A 14,459-nucleotide genomic window follows, 5' to 3' on the forward strand; every position below is an offset into this window, starting at 1 on the left:
AAAAATAGATGTTACAGCTTCTTCACGGTCTGACGTTCAATGAGACGAACGGGAACCACGGTATTCTCATGAGGATGATCCAGGGGATTCTCGATCAGTGTGATGAGGCTTCGCGCAGCCTGATATCCCATCTGTTCGAAGTCCTGGGATATGGTGGTCAGCTTGGGTTCAACGAAGCCCGCGAGATGAATGTTGTCAAAGCCTACTATAGAGAAATCATCCGGTACCGACAGGCCCAGTTCTTTGGCAATCTGAATGATCTCGATCGCAATCAGGTCATTCTCGGCAACAATACCCGTAATTCCCTGTGTCACAACGGATTGAATAAACTGAATATAGTATTCTCTGCCGTTGTCGTTGTCATGGGTTAAGTACCGGTCGGTCAAGTCATTGACGCTGTAATCGATCAGGCTGTAATCATATAGAGCCTTCAAATAACCGAAATACCGCTCTCGGATCGAGGAAGAGTTCTCTACCTTCAAAGAGGAGATAAAGGCGATTTTCTTATGATTATTCTCGATCAGATGTTTGGAGGCCTGGTATCCGCCGCCGAAGTTGTCGGAGACAACCGACTGGAATGGAATGCCTTCAATGCATTTATCCATCGTCACCAGCGGGTACTTTGCCAGGTGATACTGGTACAGAATGCCAAGATCGGAGATGCTGCTGATCGGGTAGAGAATCAGCCCCGAATTGGTGCTGTGAAGCGCGGACTCCAGCAGCTTCCGCTGTCCGACAATCGTATTGGACTGAATGTTCAAGGTATAGTCGGTTGTTGCGAGAAATTGGTTGATGCCTTTTTCATAATCTCCAAGTCCCGGGTTATGGGCGAACGGCAGAATCAGCAGGATCTCCTTACTGGTCTTGCCCAGGGGCCTGTGAGGTGCCTTGTCTGTGCTCACGAAGCTTCCCTTGCCTTGGATCCGGTAGATCAGCTTGGCATTCTCCAGCTCGGTCAGCGCCCTCTTCGAGGTAATCCGGCTGACGTTGTACTCTTTCGAAATCTCAGCTTCGGTCGGAAGCTGATCTCCGGCTTGGAGTTCCCCGGATTCAATCTTGGCCGTTAGAGCATTTACGATATGTTGATATAGTGGAATTTGTTCCATAGTGGATTTCCTCTCTGAATTTGATATATCATTTTGTGGCGTTTATGTCAAAGTCTAATGCTACTTTTGATAAAAAGTTACAGTTGTTATGTTTGAATATACAAAAGGAATACACTGCTCGTGGTGTATCTAGTTCAAAGATTCTATGCTCATAGTATCGTTTCCACGGTTATATTTCAAGATTAGACACTCCTGGCACCAATAGATTGAAGTGATTAAAAATGATATATATAATAAAAGGATATAGCCATCTATTGGTATAACAAATATTCCTGCGGATGTTGATTTGACAGTTCATCACTTGAGTGATAAATTGACTGTGATTATGGTAGGGGAGGTGAAGGGAGTCAATGAAACAATTGGGGTTTCATCAGGAGAACCGATTAGCCATGCTGTCCTGGATTCGGATCACCCGTTTTCAACAGATCGGTAATCACCTCTCGAATGAATTCTTGCAGCCGTTCTGCATCACGGTTGCCCAATTCGACGTCTTGATCCAGGTCTTCGCGCACCAACCTTTGTCACAGCAGGAGCTGGCCGAATATCTTTCCATTAGCGGCGGCGGTGTCTCCCATATGGTGAAACGACTGGAGAAGCTGGGCCTGATTGTCCGCAAGCAGGATTGGAAGGTAAAGTATATCTCGCTAACCGATAAGGGACAGGCCTTGCTGGAAGAAATTATCCCGCTGCTGTCGGATTTCCAAACCTCTATGTTCGACATTTTGGATGAACAGGAGTTGCAGCAGCTTTACAAGACGATGAGGAAGCTTCATCAGTATAATGTAAAGAAAAAGTCGGCAACCCCGGAGGTTATCGTCGAGGAAGAGTAGCTGAAGGAGACGAAGAGGAGTCCTAAGAGAGGGATTCCTTTTTTGGCGTGGAGCGGGTCCATTTTTTGGTGAGAGATCTAAATTTTCATATACATAACAGGAACGTTCGTTCTATAATAAAGTCGATGAGTAAATTGATCGTACAGGAGGGTGTTGTAGTTGAAGAAGAGTGCGCTATTGGTCATTGATGTGCAGAATGAGATGTTTCAAGAGAATGATCCGGTGTTTGAAGGGGATCGATTGCTCCACAATCTCAAGCAGCTGATCGCAAAAGCCAGAAGCGGCGGCATTCCAGTCTTTTACATACAACATAATGACGAAGGCTTGAAGGCAGGGTCGGAGGCGTGGAAGATTAACCGCGAGATTGCGCCTGCGATGTCGGATACCATTATTCAGAAGACTAGACCGGATTCATTCTTTAATACAACGCTTGAGGAAGAACTGAAACGAAAGGGCATCGAACATGTCATTCTGGCGGGTATGCAGAGTGAGTTATGTGTAGATACCACGTGCAGGAGAGCATCCAGTTTGGGCTATGATGTCACGCTGGTGACGGATGCCCACAGCACCTGGAACAATTCAGTGTTAACCGCGCAGCAGATCATAGATCATGTGAACGCTACCCTGAGATGGTTTGCGGATCTAAAGACAACGGAAGAGATCGTCTTAACGACAGAAGCCGGCGTGTAATCGCCGGCTTTTTTTTAAGCTCTCAGAAAGTATATTGGATAGGTAAGTGAAAGTGATTCATCAATTGGAACGGGCTTTTGCCATAACTCGGATTTCCGGATTAGAATATTCCTTCAGGTATCTTTCCTTCCCAGCAATCCGGTGCGCCCAGCCCCAGCACATGACCGATGACGGCAGCCGTGTCCATGATGCTGATCGGTGCATCGAGAAGGCCGGGTTTTACGCCCGGCCCCGTAATCCCCCAGGTGATGGTCATGTCCATCGGGTGGTCGCTGCCGTGGTCATTAGGATGAGCGGCTCCGCCGCCATGGTCCGTGACCGTGATGATCCAGGTGTCTTCCAGCAGCTGCTGATCATCCAGTGCCTTGACAATCATACCTGCGTACTTATCCGTAACGGCAATCTGCTCCAGCTGTTTATCGGTACCGAATCCGTACTTGTGGCCCGCACCGTCGGGGTGATCCAACTGAATGAACATCAGTTTGAAGTCGGGCTGCTGATGGATATAATCGACAATGGCTTCCGTCAGCTCGGGGTCCGGTTTAGATTCCATATGAACGTTGATCGTATTCTCAATGATTCCTGTGTTGATCGGTTCCCAGCAGCTGAATGCAGACAGGGGAGCGTCCGGCCATTGCTGGCGGGCCAGCTTGAATAGCGACGCATAGGGGAAGCTCTCCGGAATATGCTGGTGAATCGCCCGGTCATTATCAAGACCGTGTTGGCCCGGGTTTACGCCATATAACAACGAGCCCCAACATTCAGCGCTGATGCTGGGAAACACCGTCTGAGCATCGTAAGAGTATGCTCCTGCTTGCAGCAGGGCGTGAAGATGCGGTGCGTCCGCTTCTTGAACAAACCTGCCTGCTCCATCAATTCCAAGAATAACGACACGTTTAGCCATCGATACATCCTCCTCGGTAAGAACCATTTGATCTTTATGTATTGAAGCTGAATAAGACGATTATGCAAAATGTGTACAGGATTGCTTACATGGGATGGCGATTTCTACCCCCATAAGGCTATGGTCATGATACCTAGCGTGATGAGCACGGACATAATGATACGCCGCCAGCCTTGCTGCTCACGCAGAACGATAATGCCGAGTATGGTGCCGAATACCGTGCTGATTTCACGGACCGGCGCGATGTGGGCAAGCGGGGTGAGCCGCATGGCGAACAGGAACAGCAAGTAAGAGCCCGGTGCCAGGATGGAGCCCAGCAGAATCGTGCGCCAGTTCACCGACCATTCCTGTTTCAGCTGTCTGGACAGCATCACGGGAACGATCAGAGCGAAGAAATAACTGATATTGGATAATTGGATTAGCGCGATAGGGGAGACCCCCGCATCCAGAACGGCCTTGTCGGTCAGCGTATATCCGGAAATGCAAAGCCCGACCAGGCAGGAATAGATTAAGGCTTTGGGGTTCAGGCTGGAAGGGCCTCTGAATCTCAAACCCGATAAAGCAAACAACGAAAAGATAATGATGCTCAGGCCCATATAACCCGCTGCACTTAGATGCTCATGGAACAACACGAGGCTGCACAGCGAAGTCAGCATGGCGCCAAGCCCTCGCATAAACGGGTATACCTGGGACATATCGCCATGAGTATAGGCTTTGGAGAGCAGCGTGATATAGAAGCCCTGGATGGTCATGGACAGAAGCATAAGTCCGTAAATATGCGGTTCCAGCTTCAGCCCTGACATCTCCATGAGAAAATTAGGCATCAGGAGGATTAAGGTGACAGAATGGATGCACCACAGAAACACCGATTTATGAATGCTTCGCTTCGTGAATAGATTCCACAGGGCATGGGTCAGACCGGAAGACAGCACCAGCAGCAGTGATAGCAGCTCCATCAGAAATGTCCGATAAGTACTTCAATGCTGCGGGCGGACAGATTATCCACCCATTCCTGTGAACAGCCCGGATCTGTGATAACCATGGAGATGTCCTCCAGTTTGGCGAGCTTCGAGAACGTAGTTACCCCGAGCTTGGTATGATCGGCAAGAACGATGCCTTCCTCCGAACGCTCCAGCATTTTTCGCGATATGTAGGCCTCATCCAGATCATAGTCGGTAATGCCATCGGTTAATGAAATACCGCCGACCGAGATAAACGCTTTATTAACCTTGAACTGTTCCAGCAGCAATTCGGTCAGAGGACCTGTTGCGGCTTGTTTGGTCCGGTCCATATCCCCGCCGATATAAATAATCTTCCCCTGAAAAATCTCCATTGCCAGATTCAGGATAGGCAGCGAATGGGTGATGACCGTGACATCAGACCGGTCCTTCAGATAACGCATAACTTCAATTGTAGTGGTTCCGTTATCCAGCAGAATGGTCTCCCCTTCCTTGACTAGGGAAGCGGCGAGTTTACCGATCGCGGCCTTTTCCTCTGCGCAGGTCTGGGAACGGCTGGTAAAGGACGGCTCGATATGCCCGGAACGCGATTTAACGGCGCCGCCGTAAACTTTGCGCAGCCTGCCTTCTTTCTCTAACCGATCCAAATCCCTCCGGATCGTTTCCGCGGATACCTCCAGCTGCTCCGCAAGGGCGTGGACTTTCACCTTGCCTTCAAGCTCCAATTGATTTAAGATCTTCCCCCTGCGTTCCTCATAGGTTACAGACATAAATTCATTCACCTCAATATTGTATATGACTGATGTTGACCGAAGATGTGGATTCGATCTTATATTAGGCTGAAAAAACGATATTGTCAACGAAAAATCATTGACTTTTCGGCGTTTCCTCCTCTAATATACACATAAAACCACAACAGTTCATTAAAAAACCACATGTCCATGTAAAGGAGACGGTTATGTTGAAGCCAACTCTTCGATTCGGAGACGATCATACCTTCAAGATTGTGCAGTTCACAGATATTCATTGGAAGAATGGGGAACCGGAGGACCAGATGAGCCGGCGCTGTATGGAAACGGTACTGGACCTGGAGCAGCCTGATCTGGTGGTATTTACGGGCGATCTTATTTATTCCGGGGAAGCGGATCCCGGCTGGAAAAGGTGCCAGGATCCAGTGCAGGCTTTCAAGGATGTTGTTAAGACGGTGGAATCACGCGGAATACGCTGGGCCTTCGTATTCGGGAATCATGATACAGAAGGGGATGTCACGCGGGAAGAACTTATGAATGCAGCCCTGCAGCACACCTACAACTGTGCAGAGCACGGCTCGCCGGAAATTCACGGGGTTGGTAATTATACGATTCCTTTATACGACAGTCATGGGAAAGACACGGCGGCTGTTCTGTATTTCTTCGATTCAGGGAGAGAGTCCGAACATCCTGCTGTTCAGGGGTATGATTGGATTCGGCGCGATCAGATCCGCTGGTATGAAATGGCGTCCTTGGCTTACAGCACCAAGTCTGAAGGGAATCCGCTGCCCGCATTGGCTTTTTTTCATATCCCTCTGCCGGAGTATCATGAAGTCTGGGAACGGAAAACGTGCTACGGGAGCAAGTTCGAGAGGGTGTGCTGTCCCGAAGTGAACACCGGACTATTCGCGGCCATGCTGGAGCGGGGCGATGTGATGGGGACGTTCGCTGGTCATGATCATATCAATGATTACTGGGGTGAATTGCACGGCATTCGTCTCTGTTACGGGAGAGCTACCGGTTATGGCACATATGGCCGGGAAGGCATGCTCCGTGGTGCGAGGGTGATTCGCCTGCATGAAGGACAGCGGCAGTTCGACACTTGGATTACGCTGAGCGACGGTTCGCAGATACGAGAGCAGGAGAAGCATGAACCCGGGGCGCCCCTCTGATATACGACAATAGAGGTTGTTCAAAAAGTCCGCTTTTGATAAGAAAAATTCTATCGAGGCCACTTCAAGGATGAGCGACCGCGATGCATAGGTAGGTTTTCTTGCGATATAGAGTTTTATCAGTTCCACTGATAACTCATAAATTCTATATCTAACACGAAGCGAATCAGGAAGCAGCTCGGCATCGAATCTTGAATTCAGCCGGGCCTTCCGGTGCAAATGTAAAAACACACCGCTTATGAAATGTACGGAAATGATCCGGTTGGTTTCATGGGAGGTGTGTTTGGTTTGCGTTATTGCCCTTGTCCGTTCGTAAGCAGGCGCAGCAGCAGCTCCGCCTTAGGCGGCGTATAGCTCGGATCTCCTTGGGATTTCAGTGTCATTAATCCCGATAACACGGATAAATAACAGGCCACCAGCTCTCTCAGATCGCCAGCCGCGATCTCTCCGGCGTCCTGCCCTGCTTGAAACAGCGGCATCAGCTGGTCAACGAAGGCATGGATGGAATAGTTCTCGATAATCCGCTTGGCCTCTTCGGGCACGCCATCGGAGGTACGTGCTTGCTGAATCAGCATAAAGTGCGAATTATCATCCTCTTGGAGAATCATGGAGGTTAGCAATGTAATTTTCTCAAGAGGGGTGCCGGGCACGTTATAGATTTCGGAGAGCGCCAGCCGTGCCTCCTCCATCGACCATTGAACGAGCGTGATGAACAACTCGTCTTTGGATTTAAAGTAATGATAGAGAAGGCCATGGCTGACTCCGGCTTCGCTGGCGATCATGCTCATTTTGGTTCCGAAAATACCTCTTCTAGAAAATACTTTGATGGCAGCTTGCATGATTTGTTCTTTTCGTTCGTCGCGTATTTGATGCAATTGTTCTTCGTTTAGCGGGGCCATTGCGTCCATCCCTCATCATGGTATTCTCTTGCTGATATCAACAATAACGCATTTGATTTATTCGGGCAATCCCATCGATAAGGGCAGAAATTCGTTGTTAAAGACCGGGATGATCCGCCCCAATAATTCCTCCAGCGGCAAATTTGCCTCCTGTAATACTTGATGGAGCCAAGCTTTACCTTTTCCCGATGGGTCCGCATTCACAAGCGAGGTGATATAGTCTGCATTAAACAAAGCCTGCGGCGAGGCAAATAGACCCGTTACCATCATGTACTGTTCGAATACGGCCATATCGTGATGACCAAAAGCCAGCTCTTGGCATATATCGAATAGGCTCTGGGCAAAAGAGAACCCTTGGGCGGACAGGTGGCCTTCGTATGTCACCCCCGGCCATCTGAGATCCGCAGCTGCGCTAAGCCACCATGCAGGCTCCATGGCGGATTGAATCTTTAGAAGGGCGAAGCGTTCGAATCCCTCCTCAAGCAGGACTCCATTCTGCATCGATTGCAAGCATTGATCCAGCGTATCTGCTTGGATGGCCGCCACCGTCATGCCCTGGCCGAATATCGGATCGAAGCTGCAGAAGGCATCGCCAAGCACCAGCAGACCTGAAGGCCAATCCTCCATCTGCTCAAAATGCTGTCTCACGCATTCCTCGATCCGGTAGCCCCGCGGGCTCGAGACCGGTTCAAGCTGCTGAAGCAAATCTCCCATGGCGGTACCGAATAGATTTTGCGCTTCCTGGTCGTACAGCTGATGGTCGGTTGTCGGATAGGAAGCTCCTCCCGCGCGGTATAGAACCACCTCCGCGATCTGGTTCTCGATCGGATTGAATACGGCCGTACCGATGCCAAGGGAGGGATCTCCTTCATTCAGGATGGTACTCCACACAGTCTGAATTTCCTCCGGAACTCTATAGTGGCGCGTGCTGTAGCCAAGAGATATGTGCAGCCTTTCTGCCTTCGGTATCGCATAACCGAGGTTCTGCAGCCAATCAGCGAGCTTGGATCCACGCCCGCTTGCATCCACGACGATATCCGCATTCATATGAAGGAGCGCCGGCTCCTTGACGCTTCTGTCCCGGAACACAACGCCGGTAACGGCATTCTTGTCGGGGTCAAACAGCAATTGTTGCGCCGTCCGTTTCGGTAAGAGAGTAACGTTTGGCAGTTTGGCCACTCTGCTGCGCAGTGTCCACTCCAGTAGGGATCGGCTGCATCCCGCATTGGGCTCATCGGGCAGTTCCAGCGTGCCGAAGCGGTTGGTCATTTTAACGGATTTCAGTCCTCGGGAATGAGCCCCCTGCTGAAGTAATTCCTCGGTTATGCCAGGGAACCAACGTTCAACGATCATCTTGCCGCGCTCAAGGAAACGGTGCGGATGATAGGCCTGCGGCGTACCTGCCCGAGTTTCCGGTCCTGCCGGAAACTCATCACGATCCGTAATGATCACCTCTCTATAATGTTTGGATAACACGGTTGCAGCGAATAGTCCGGCTATGCCTCCACCTAGAATGAGCGCTTTGCCTTTTGTTTTCATTCGAAGACCTCCGATATAGATTGATTTAGTCAGTCAATAATAAACGCAAAAACTCCTTCTGAAATTCAAACTTGGAATACAGGGGCAGGACTAAAAGCGGTGAACTTCGTTGAAGATCGAGCTGATGTCTCCCTTCTGTTATTTATATTTATGATTGATTAAGTCAGTCAATGATAAGATAAAGGTATTTATTGGATATGTCAATCCTGTTTTACGTACTAGAAGCGTGAATTGCCTATAACTCCCCTTGTGTTCGCTTCGGAATTTTGGGACAATAAGGAGTGGACTATGAATAGAAAGAGGAACAATCAATGAATAAACCATCCATTTATGGATTAACATTAGATCAGTTGACGGCTTGGCTTGGCGAGCGTGGACATAAAAAGTTTCGGGCAACACAGGTATGGGAATGGCTGTATCGGAAGCGGGTCACCGCTTTTTCCGATATGACGGATGTGCATCCGGAATGCTTGCAGCTGCTCGCGGAGCATTATACGATTCTGACCTTGGAGGAGCACACCAAGCAGGAGTCTCTGGACGGAACCGTTAAGTTCCTGTTCAAGCTGGTGGACGGCAACCTGATTGAGACCGTATTGATGCGGCATAAATTCGGTTTGTCGGTCTGCGTGACCACCCAGGTCGGCTGCAACATCGGCTGCAGCTTCTGCGCCAGCGGTTTGCTGAAGAAAAGTCGGGATTTGTCCGCAGCAGAAATTGTGGAGCAGGTCATGCAGGTTCAGCTTCACTTGGATCAAAAAGGCAAAAGCGAGCGGGTCAGCCATCTCGTGGTGATGGGGATCGGGGAGCCGTTTGATAACTATGAGAACATGTCGGATTTCATTCGTGTCATCAAGGATCATAAGGGGCTTGCCATCGGTCCCCGTCATATTACGGTATCGACCAGCGGGCTGGCTAACAAAATCGTCGAGTTCGCGGACAGCGATCTGGGCGTGAATCTCGCCATCTCCCTGCATGCGCCGAATGATGAGATTCGGACCCGCATTATGAAGATTAACAAAGCGATTCCGATCGAGAAGCTGATGGCAGCGATTGATTATTATCTGGAAAAAACGAATCGCCGCATCACGCTGGAGTATATTCTGCTGAAGGATGTGAACGATCAGCGGGAGCATGCGCTCGAGCTGGCAGAGCTTGTTGGCGAGCGACGCAATCTGGCGAATGTGAACCTCATTCCGTACAACCCAGTGGATGAGCACAGCCAGTATCAGCGCAGCACAAAAGAATCGATTACCTCTTTTTACGATACCTTGAAAAAACAGGGCATCAGCTGCAGCGTTCGTCTGGAGCATGGAACCGATATCGATGCCGCCTGCGGGCAGCTGCGAAGCAAGCAGATTAAGAAAGCGCAGTAACAAGAATAACGCGCAATCCCAGGGGGATTTATCCGCCGTGTGGATTGACCAGCTGCAAGGGCGTACCCATTCCTGTGGGTATGCTCTTCTTCATAAGAAGTCTGAATGTACAATATAAAAATCGAATCGAGAGGAATGAAACTTAAACATGCTGGAGACACATCCAACCGTCAAAAAGCTGCAATTCAAAGACCTCGGCCAGCCGGTTCTGATGCTAAACGCACCACAGGCCTATCATGAGGTCATCAACTCCCTGCAAGGGGAAGTCCATACGGAGCCTCAGCAAGTACCTTACGATTTCGTGCAAGCCTTCGGGACAAGCAATGAGGAATTGCAGCGGTTAGCCAAGATCGCAGCCAGCTCCGTGACTGACAACGGCTTGCTGTGGCTGTGTTATCCCAAGAAATCATCCAAGACCTACAAGAACTCCGATTGCAGCCGGGAGAGCATTACGGGCATTCTTGCTGACGAAGGCTATGAGCCCGTTCGGCAAATCGCTGTCCATGAGGATTGGTCGGCCATGCGCTACCGGAAAGTGGAGTTGATCAAGTCCATGACCAGATCGTTCGCAGCTACCGCGAAGGGGAAAGAACGGACGGGTCAAGAGGACGATCAATGATGACAAACAGCGATAGGCATACGGCAGATCGATTTTAGTTTAATTACAGCCCGGCTCAAAAGAAAAATGACCCTTCGAGGGTCATTTTGTCTTTTTAATACGTTTTGCTCTTTTTTCGGTGGTCATGCTTGGATTTCCACTCGTGATGCTTGGACTTCCAGTCGCGGTGCTTGGACTTCCGATCCTTATGCTGGATGTCTTTGTTAATCGCTTTGCTGCCGCTGCCGCCGCCGACGGCGTGCTGCTGTCTGGTGCCGCGGCTCTCAATGGCGGAGTTGGTGCCGCCTGTGCTGTATTTCCCGGCACCGCTGGCAATTTGCGTCGCCGACGCATTTTTGCTTCCCTTCGGAAGCTTCACGACTTGCTTGTTAATGACGAATACCACTTCTTTTTGGTGTTTTCTATGCTTGCCATGTTTCGAATGATGTTTCGAATGATGTTTCGAATGATGTTTGGAGAAATGGTCCTGATCCTTGGGATCTTTTAATCCCAAATTTTTGGCGATTCCACCAGCTCCAACGCTCTGTTGCTGATACGTGTGCGGGGATTTGATGGCTGCGTTGTTGCCCGCGGCGCTGCTTTTTCCGGCACCACTGGCGATTTGTGTGGTGTTGGGGGCATTGGTGAACTGATCGTTCACCACAAAGACGAACCGCCCAACCCCTCCAAGAGGCGATGTCACGGAGAAGCGTTGCTGGCCCTTCTCTACCGTGATGGTCAGATGTTCCTTTTGGGACACGCGCTTCATCTCCTTTTTACATGGGAATCATAACTATATCGTAAGCGAATGACGCAGCACTCGTAAGAGGTATATGCTGATAGAGTAGAAAATGGGGAAGGGCCCCGCCCTTTATCTACGGCTTTTTTCATAAATAGAAGAATGCAAGAATGAATGCTCAGTTGTGTATAATGAGTAGAGTGATAGAAAGGATGGGAATATGCTGACAATCAAAGAATACAGCGTTGAATTGGTAAAGGATCCGTTTGGAATCCTGACAGGTAAACGCTTTGAGTTTGTATGTGATCTGGATGTGCCGGAGGATGATGAGCTTTATTCGGAGCATGGCGTCTATTTGAGAGTGATTTACCTGGATGATGAAGAGCGTTCGCGCATTGTAAAGTACGACTTCTATGAGCGGACAACCGATCAGTACCTGGACTTCGACATGGAGCCGGAGGAAGAGGAAGAACTCATGACTTTTTGCAAAGAGCATTTGCAGGAAGCGTAAATAGAGCGACCGGAAGACGAGAAGCAGGCACTTTCGGGGTGACTTGGTCATTTTGTGCCGAATCATTAAGGATCGCAGCTTCTTTCTGGAAGGTGGAAAAATTTTACGAATCAGGTCTTGCAAACTATGAATGGTTTTGGTAAAGTTAAACACAACTTATGACGAACGGAGGGTTACGTATGTTGGATTATTCCCGATTGAGATCTTTTCGCGGCTAATGAAATAGCGCTAAAGAGACCTGCACAGATGCAGGGTAATCGGGATGGGTCCGTCTTTTTTACGTAACCCATTTTTATGAGATGTCTATAGAATACATGTTTTTTCATTTACGGGATAACGGTGTTTTCACCTTCCTGTTGTATTTGAATGTGTATTTAGATTAGACATTCCAGGAACGGTGGACAGCTAAGACCCGTTCCGGTTACCCAGCACAGGCAGCTCGATGCCTGTGCTTTTTTTGTTGTTATGACTGCCATGATGCAATGAAATATGGAAGGGGATTGATTCCTTATGACAATAGCAAAACAAAATGATGATTATACACAAGTTATCCAAGAGATGCTGGAGATTGCCGGAAAACACGGGGTGACATTGAATCCGGAGGGAATTGAAATGAATGAATCCGGCATGGATTTCCTTGTTGGATTCGCTGAGGAAGCCGGGACTGGAGCACGGTGGATTCTGCGTAAACCGAGACGATCGGATGTGCTGGAAAGGGCAGACAACGAAGCTCGGGTCTTGAAGCTGATCCAGTCCCATCTTCCGGTTGATGTGCCGGATTGGCGCATTTACACGCCGGAGCTCATCGCCTATCCGCTGCTTGGCGGGCAGCCTGCCGCTTCCGTCAGCATGGAAGGTTATGCATGGAATATGGATCATGAGAATCCGGGTGACGAATTTGTCCGCTCCTTGGCTGAGACGCTGGTTGCCTTGCATGGCGTCGATCATGATGCGGCACGGGCGGCAGGCCTGCGGGTGAAGAGTCCCCAAGAGGTTCGCGTGGAGACAGCGCAAAATATGGAAGACATCAAAAACCGTCTGGGCGTCTCCGATGCGCTGTGGGAGAGATGGCAGAAATGGCTGGAGGAGGATTCCTACTGGCCGACGCATTCTGCCCTCATCCATGGGGATCTTCATCCCCCGCATATCTTGATTGATGAGCGCGTGCAGGTTACCGGACTCTTGGATTGGACGGAATCCGAGGTAGCAAGTCCGGCCAAAGACTTCGTGTTATACTACGCCATTTATGGCGAGCATAATCTCCGTGTCCTGTTGGACCGGTATGCACAAGCCGGAGGGAGGGTGTGGCCGCGTATGTTCGATCATATTGTCGAGCAGCATGCCGCGTATCCCGTGCTGATCGCCCAGTTCGCTCTTCTGACAGGTCAGGATGAATATATGACGATGGCGCGGAATGCCCTGGGTTTGACGGAGTAAGCTTCCTCGCAGGAGCATTGCGGCAAGGGGGTTTATCCCCGTTTGATAAGACTGCAAACGCACTGAATACAGCGCTGAGAAAACGAAGAGCCAACCGATGCATACAATCGGTTGGCTCTTTGCATGATATAAATTAACAGAATTCAACATTATTTTGGATGAGCTGTAGGACATATACTGAAATCATGGTGAAATAAGGAGTAGGGTTAACGGATTTTTACAACATTCGTAACGCAATTTACATACCTGTAAACCTCTTGGAAGAGTAAATATGTTATCCTAGACATACTAAACTTACATACATCATTCATTAGGGAGGGGATTGACCGTGAATATTGAGGTACGTTTATGCCCGAAGGAACAGTCATTTATTCTGCATAACATATATCCGCTGTACTTGCATGACATTGCTGAGATATGGGGGGTCCGTCCTAACCGGTTCGGTGTATTTGAAAAAGAGGATGTGCCGACCCTAAGCGAACAGAGTAAGCAGCTCGATGTGTGGTGGGAGCAGCCATCGGTTCTTTTTCCTTATCTAATCTCCGTAGATGGCATTGCGGCAGGGTTGGCCCTGGTGGCCACCACCCCGTACATTCCATCGCCGAATATCCAGTATTACTTGAATGATTTTTTTGTGCTTCGGACTTTTCGAAGACAAGGTGTAGCCCAACGAGCGGCTGAGCTTGTGTTCGATCAGTTCCAAGGTGCATGGGAACTGCAAACGAATCCGACCGAGCGCAATATGAGTACCCAGATTTTTTGGCGCAAAACGTTGAACACGTACACGGGCGGAAGATATACAGAGCATGATGGCGTCCATCCGGAGAAAGGGGATATGCTGGTCTTCCGTTTTAATAACAAATAAGATGGAGTCTAAAGCATTTCTTCATATGGGGAATCGGGCTTGACAGCGAGATGCCGCCGGAGTAAACTGAGTTAAATTTTTCGGAAAT

General features: G+C 49.3%; 15 protein-coding genes. 8 read left to right on the forward strand and 7 right to left on the reverse strand.

All coding sequences use genetic code 11. From position 1 onward, the window contains the following. Positions 1-11: 11 nt before the first annotated feature. Positions 12-1,106 (reverse strand): GntR family transcriptional regulator, encoded by a 1,095-nt coding sequence (locus tag OHJ21_RS29170; protein WP_100541138.1) that lies wholly within the window; start codon positions 1,104-1,106, stop codon positions 12-14. 350 nt (positions 1,107-1,456) lie between these two features. Here OHJ21_RS29170 and OHJ21_RS29175 point away from each other — a divergent pair, with 350 nt between their 5' ends. After that, on the forward strand, positions 1,457-1,936 hold the full coding sequence (locus OHJ21_RS29175) for a MarR family winged helix-turn-helix transcriptional regulator (protein WP_486021910.1): 480 nt from the start codon (positions 1,457-1,459) through the stop codon (positions 1,934-1,936). A 159-nt stretch (positions 1,937-2,095) separates the two neighbouring features. Continuing rightward, on the forward strand, positions 2,096-2,626 hold the full coding sequence (locus tag OHJ21_RS29180; RefSeq protein WP_100541136.1) for a cysteine hydrolase family protein: 531 nt from the start codon (positions 2,096-2,098) through the stop codon (positions 2,624-2,626). A gap of 100 nt (positions 2,627-2,726) precedes the next feature. Here the strand turns inward: OHJ21_RS29180 and OHJ21_RS29185 are convergent, their stop codons facing one another. The 3 genes from OHJ21_RS29185 to OHJ21_RS29195 all read right to left on the reverse strand — a co-directional run bounded on the left by OHJ21_RS29185 (position 2,727) and on the right by OHJ21_RS29195 (position 5,259). Beyond that, positions 2,727-3,530 carry an alkaline phosphatase family protein gene (locus OHJ21_RS29185; RefSeq protein WP_100541135.1) on the reverse strand — a complete coding sequence of 268 codons (804 nt, stop codon included), beginning with the start codon at positions 3,528-3,530 and terminating at the stop codon, positions 2,727-2,729. A 104-nt stretch (positions 3,531-3,634) separates the two neighbouring features. After that, positions 3,635-4,486, reverse strand: a complete 852-nt coding sequence (locus OHJ21_RS29190; RefSeq protein ID WP_100541134.1) for a DMT family transporter — start codon at positions 4,484-4,486, stop codon at positions 3,635-3,637. Beyond that, positions 4,486-5,259: a DeoR/GlpR family DNA-binding transcription regulator gene (locus tag OHJ21_RS29195; RefSeq protein ID WP_100541133.1), complete on the reverse strand. Its 774-nt coding sequence runs from the start codon at positions 5,257-5,259 to the stop codon at positions 4,486-4,488. Before OHJ21_RS29195 ends, OHJ21_RS29190 begins: the two co-directional genes overlap by 1 nt. Before the next feature lie 191 nt (positions 5,260-5,450). Here OHJ21_RS29195 and OHJ21_RS29200 point away from each other — a divergent pair, with 191 nt between their 5' ends. Further along, positions 5,451-6,410, forward strand: a complete 960-nt coding sequence (locus OHJ21_RS29200) for a metallophosphoesterase family protein (RefSeq protein ID WP_100541360.1) — start codon at positions 5,451-5,453, stop codon at positions 6,408-6,410. A 293-nt stretch (positions 6,411-6,703) separates the two neighbouring features. Here OHJ21_RS29200 and OHJ21_RS29205 read toward each other — a convergent pair whose 3' ends face one another. Then, a complete protein-coding gene (locus OHJ21_RS29205) occupies positions 6,704-7,309 on the reverse strand; it encodes a TetR/AcrR family transcriptional regulator (RefSeq protein WP_100541132.1) in 606 nt (201 codons plus the stop codon). Positions 7,310-7,366: 57 nt separating this feature from the next. Continuing rightward, positions 7,367-8,848, reverse strand: coding sequence for an NAD(P)/FAD-dependent oxidoreductase (locus tag OHJ21_RS29210; RefSeq protein ID WP_486021913.1), 1,482 nt, complete (start codon positions 8,846-8,848; stop codon positions 7,367-7,369). Positions 8,849-9,159: 311 nt separating this feature from the next. On the opposite strand from OHJ21_RS29210, the gene rlmN reads away from it, so the two are divergent. Both rlmN and OHJ21_RS29220 read left to right on the forward strand, forming a co-directional pair. Beyond that, complete coding sequence (rlmN, locus tag OHJ21_RS29215) at positions 9,160-10,221, forward strand: dual-specificity RNA methyltransferase RlmN (RefSeq protein WP_100541130.1); 1,062 nt, start codon at positions 9,160-9,162, stop codon at positions 10,219-10,221. Positions 10,222-10,369: 148 nt separating this feature from the next. Continuing rightward, positions 10,370-10,840, forward strand: coding sequence for a DUF3052 domain-containing protein (locus OHJ21_RS29220; protein ID WP_486021915.1), 471 nt, complete (start codon positions 10,370-10,372; stop codon positions 10,838-10,840). Positions 10,841-10,934: 94 nt separating this feature from the next. Here the strand turns inward: OHJ21_RS29220 and OHJ21_RS29225 are convergent, their stop codons facing one another. Further along, complete coding sequence (locus tag OHJ21_RS29225) at positions 10,935-11,579, reverse strand: hypothetical protein (RefSeq protein ID WP_486021917.1); 645 nt, start codon at positions 11,577-11,579, stop codon at positions 10,935-10,937. Between the two features lie 199 nt (positions 11,580-11,778). On the opposite strand from OHJ21_RS29225, the gene OHJ21_RS29230 reads away from it, so the two are divergent. From OHJ21_RS29230 to OHJ21_RS29240, 3 genes are all read left to right on the forward strand, one after another. Then, positions 11,779-12,069: a DUF6509 family protein gene (locus tag OHJ21_RS29230; protein WP_100541128.1), complete on the forward strand. Its 291-nt coding sequence runs from the start codon at positions 11,779-11,781 to the stop codon at positions 12,067-12,069. Between the two features lie 510 nt (positions 12,070-12,579). Beyond that, positions 12,580-13,506 carry a macrolide 2'-phosphotransferase MphI gene (gene mphI, locus OHJ21_RS29235; RefSeq protein ID WP_100541127.1) on the forward strand — a complete coding sequence of 309 codons (927 nt, stop codon included), beginning with the start codon at positions 12,580-12,582 and terminating at the stop codon, positions 13,504-13,506. 328 nt (positions 13,507-13,834) lie between these two features. Next, positions 13,835-14,371 carry a GNAT family N-acetyltransferase gene (locus OHJ21_RS29240; protein WP_015737925.1) on the forward strand — a complete coding sequence of 179 codons (537 nt, stop codon included), beginning with the start codon at positions 13,835-13,837 and terminating at the stop codon, positions 14,369-14,371. The last annotated feature ends 88 nt before the right edge of the window (positions 14,372-14,459 follow it).

This window comes from Virgibacillus sp. LDC1 (assembly GCF_025792345.1).
GTDB classification, from domain to species: domain Bacteria; phylum Bacillota; class Bacilli; order Paenibacillales; family Paenibacillaceae; genus Paenibacillus_AQ; species Paenibacillus_AQ lautus.

Bases quoted from the DNA above. Each gene is read 5' to 3' on its own strand.
- OHJ21_RS29170 (WP_100541138.1), bottom strand. From the start codon at position 1,106: ATGGAACAAATTCCACTATATCAACATATCGTAAATGCTCTAACGGCC.
- OHJ21_RS29175 (WP_486021910.1), top strand. From the start codon at position 1,457: ATGAAACAATTGGGGTTTCATCAGGAGAACCGATTAGCCATGCTGTCC.
- OHJ21_RS29185 (WP_100541135.1), bottom strand. From the start codon at position 3,530: ATGGCTAAACGTGTCGTTATTCTTGGAATTGATGGAGCAGGCAGGTTT.
- OHJ21_RS29190 (WP_100541134.1), bottom strand. From the start codon at position 4,486: ATGGAGCTGCTATCACTGCTGCTGGTGCTGTCTTCCGGTCTGACCCAT.
- OHJ21_RS29195 (WP_100541133.1), bottom strand. From the start codon at position 5,259: ATGTCTGTAACCTATGAGGAACGCAGGGGGAAGATCTTAAATCAATTG.
- OHJ21_RS29205 (WP_100541132.1), bottom strand. From the start codon at position 7,309: ATGGCCCCGCTAAACGAAGAACAATTGCATCAAATACGCGACGAACGA.
- OHJ21_RS29210 (WP_486021913.1), bottom strand. From the start codon at position 8,848: ATGAAAACAAAAGGCAAAGCGCTCATTCTAGGTGGAGGCATAGCCGGA.
- rlmN (WP_100541130.1), top strand. From the start codon at position 9,160: ATGAATAAACCATCCATTTATGGATTAACATTAGATCAGTTGACGGCT.
- OHJ21_RS29220 (WP_486021915.1), top strand. From the start codon at position 10,370: ATGCTGGAGACACATCCAACCGTCAAAAAGCTGCAATTCAAAGACCTC.
- OHJ21_RS29230 (WP_100541128.1), top strand. From the start codon at position 11,779: ATGCTGACAATCAAAGAATACAGCGTTGAATTGGTAAAGGATCCGTTT.
- mphI (WP_100541127.1), top strand. From the start codon at position 12,580: ATGACAATAGCAAAACAAAATGATGATTATACACAAGTTATCCAAGAG.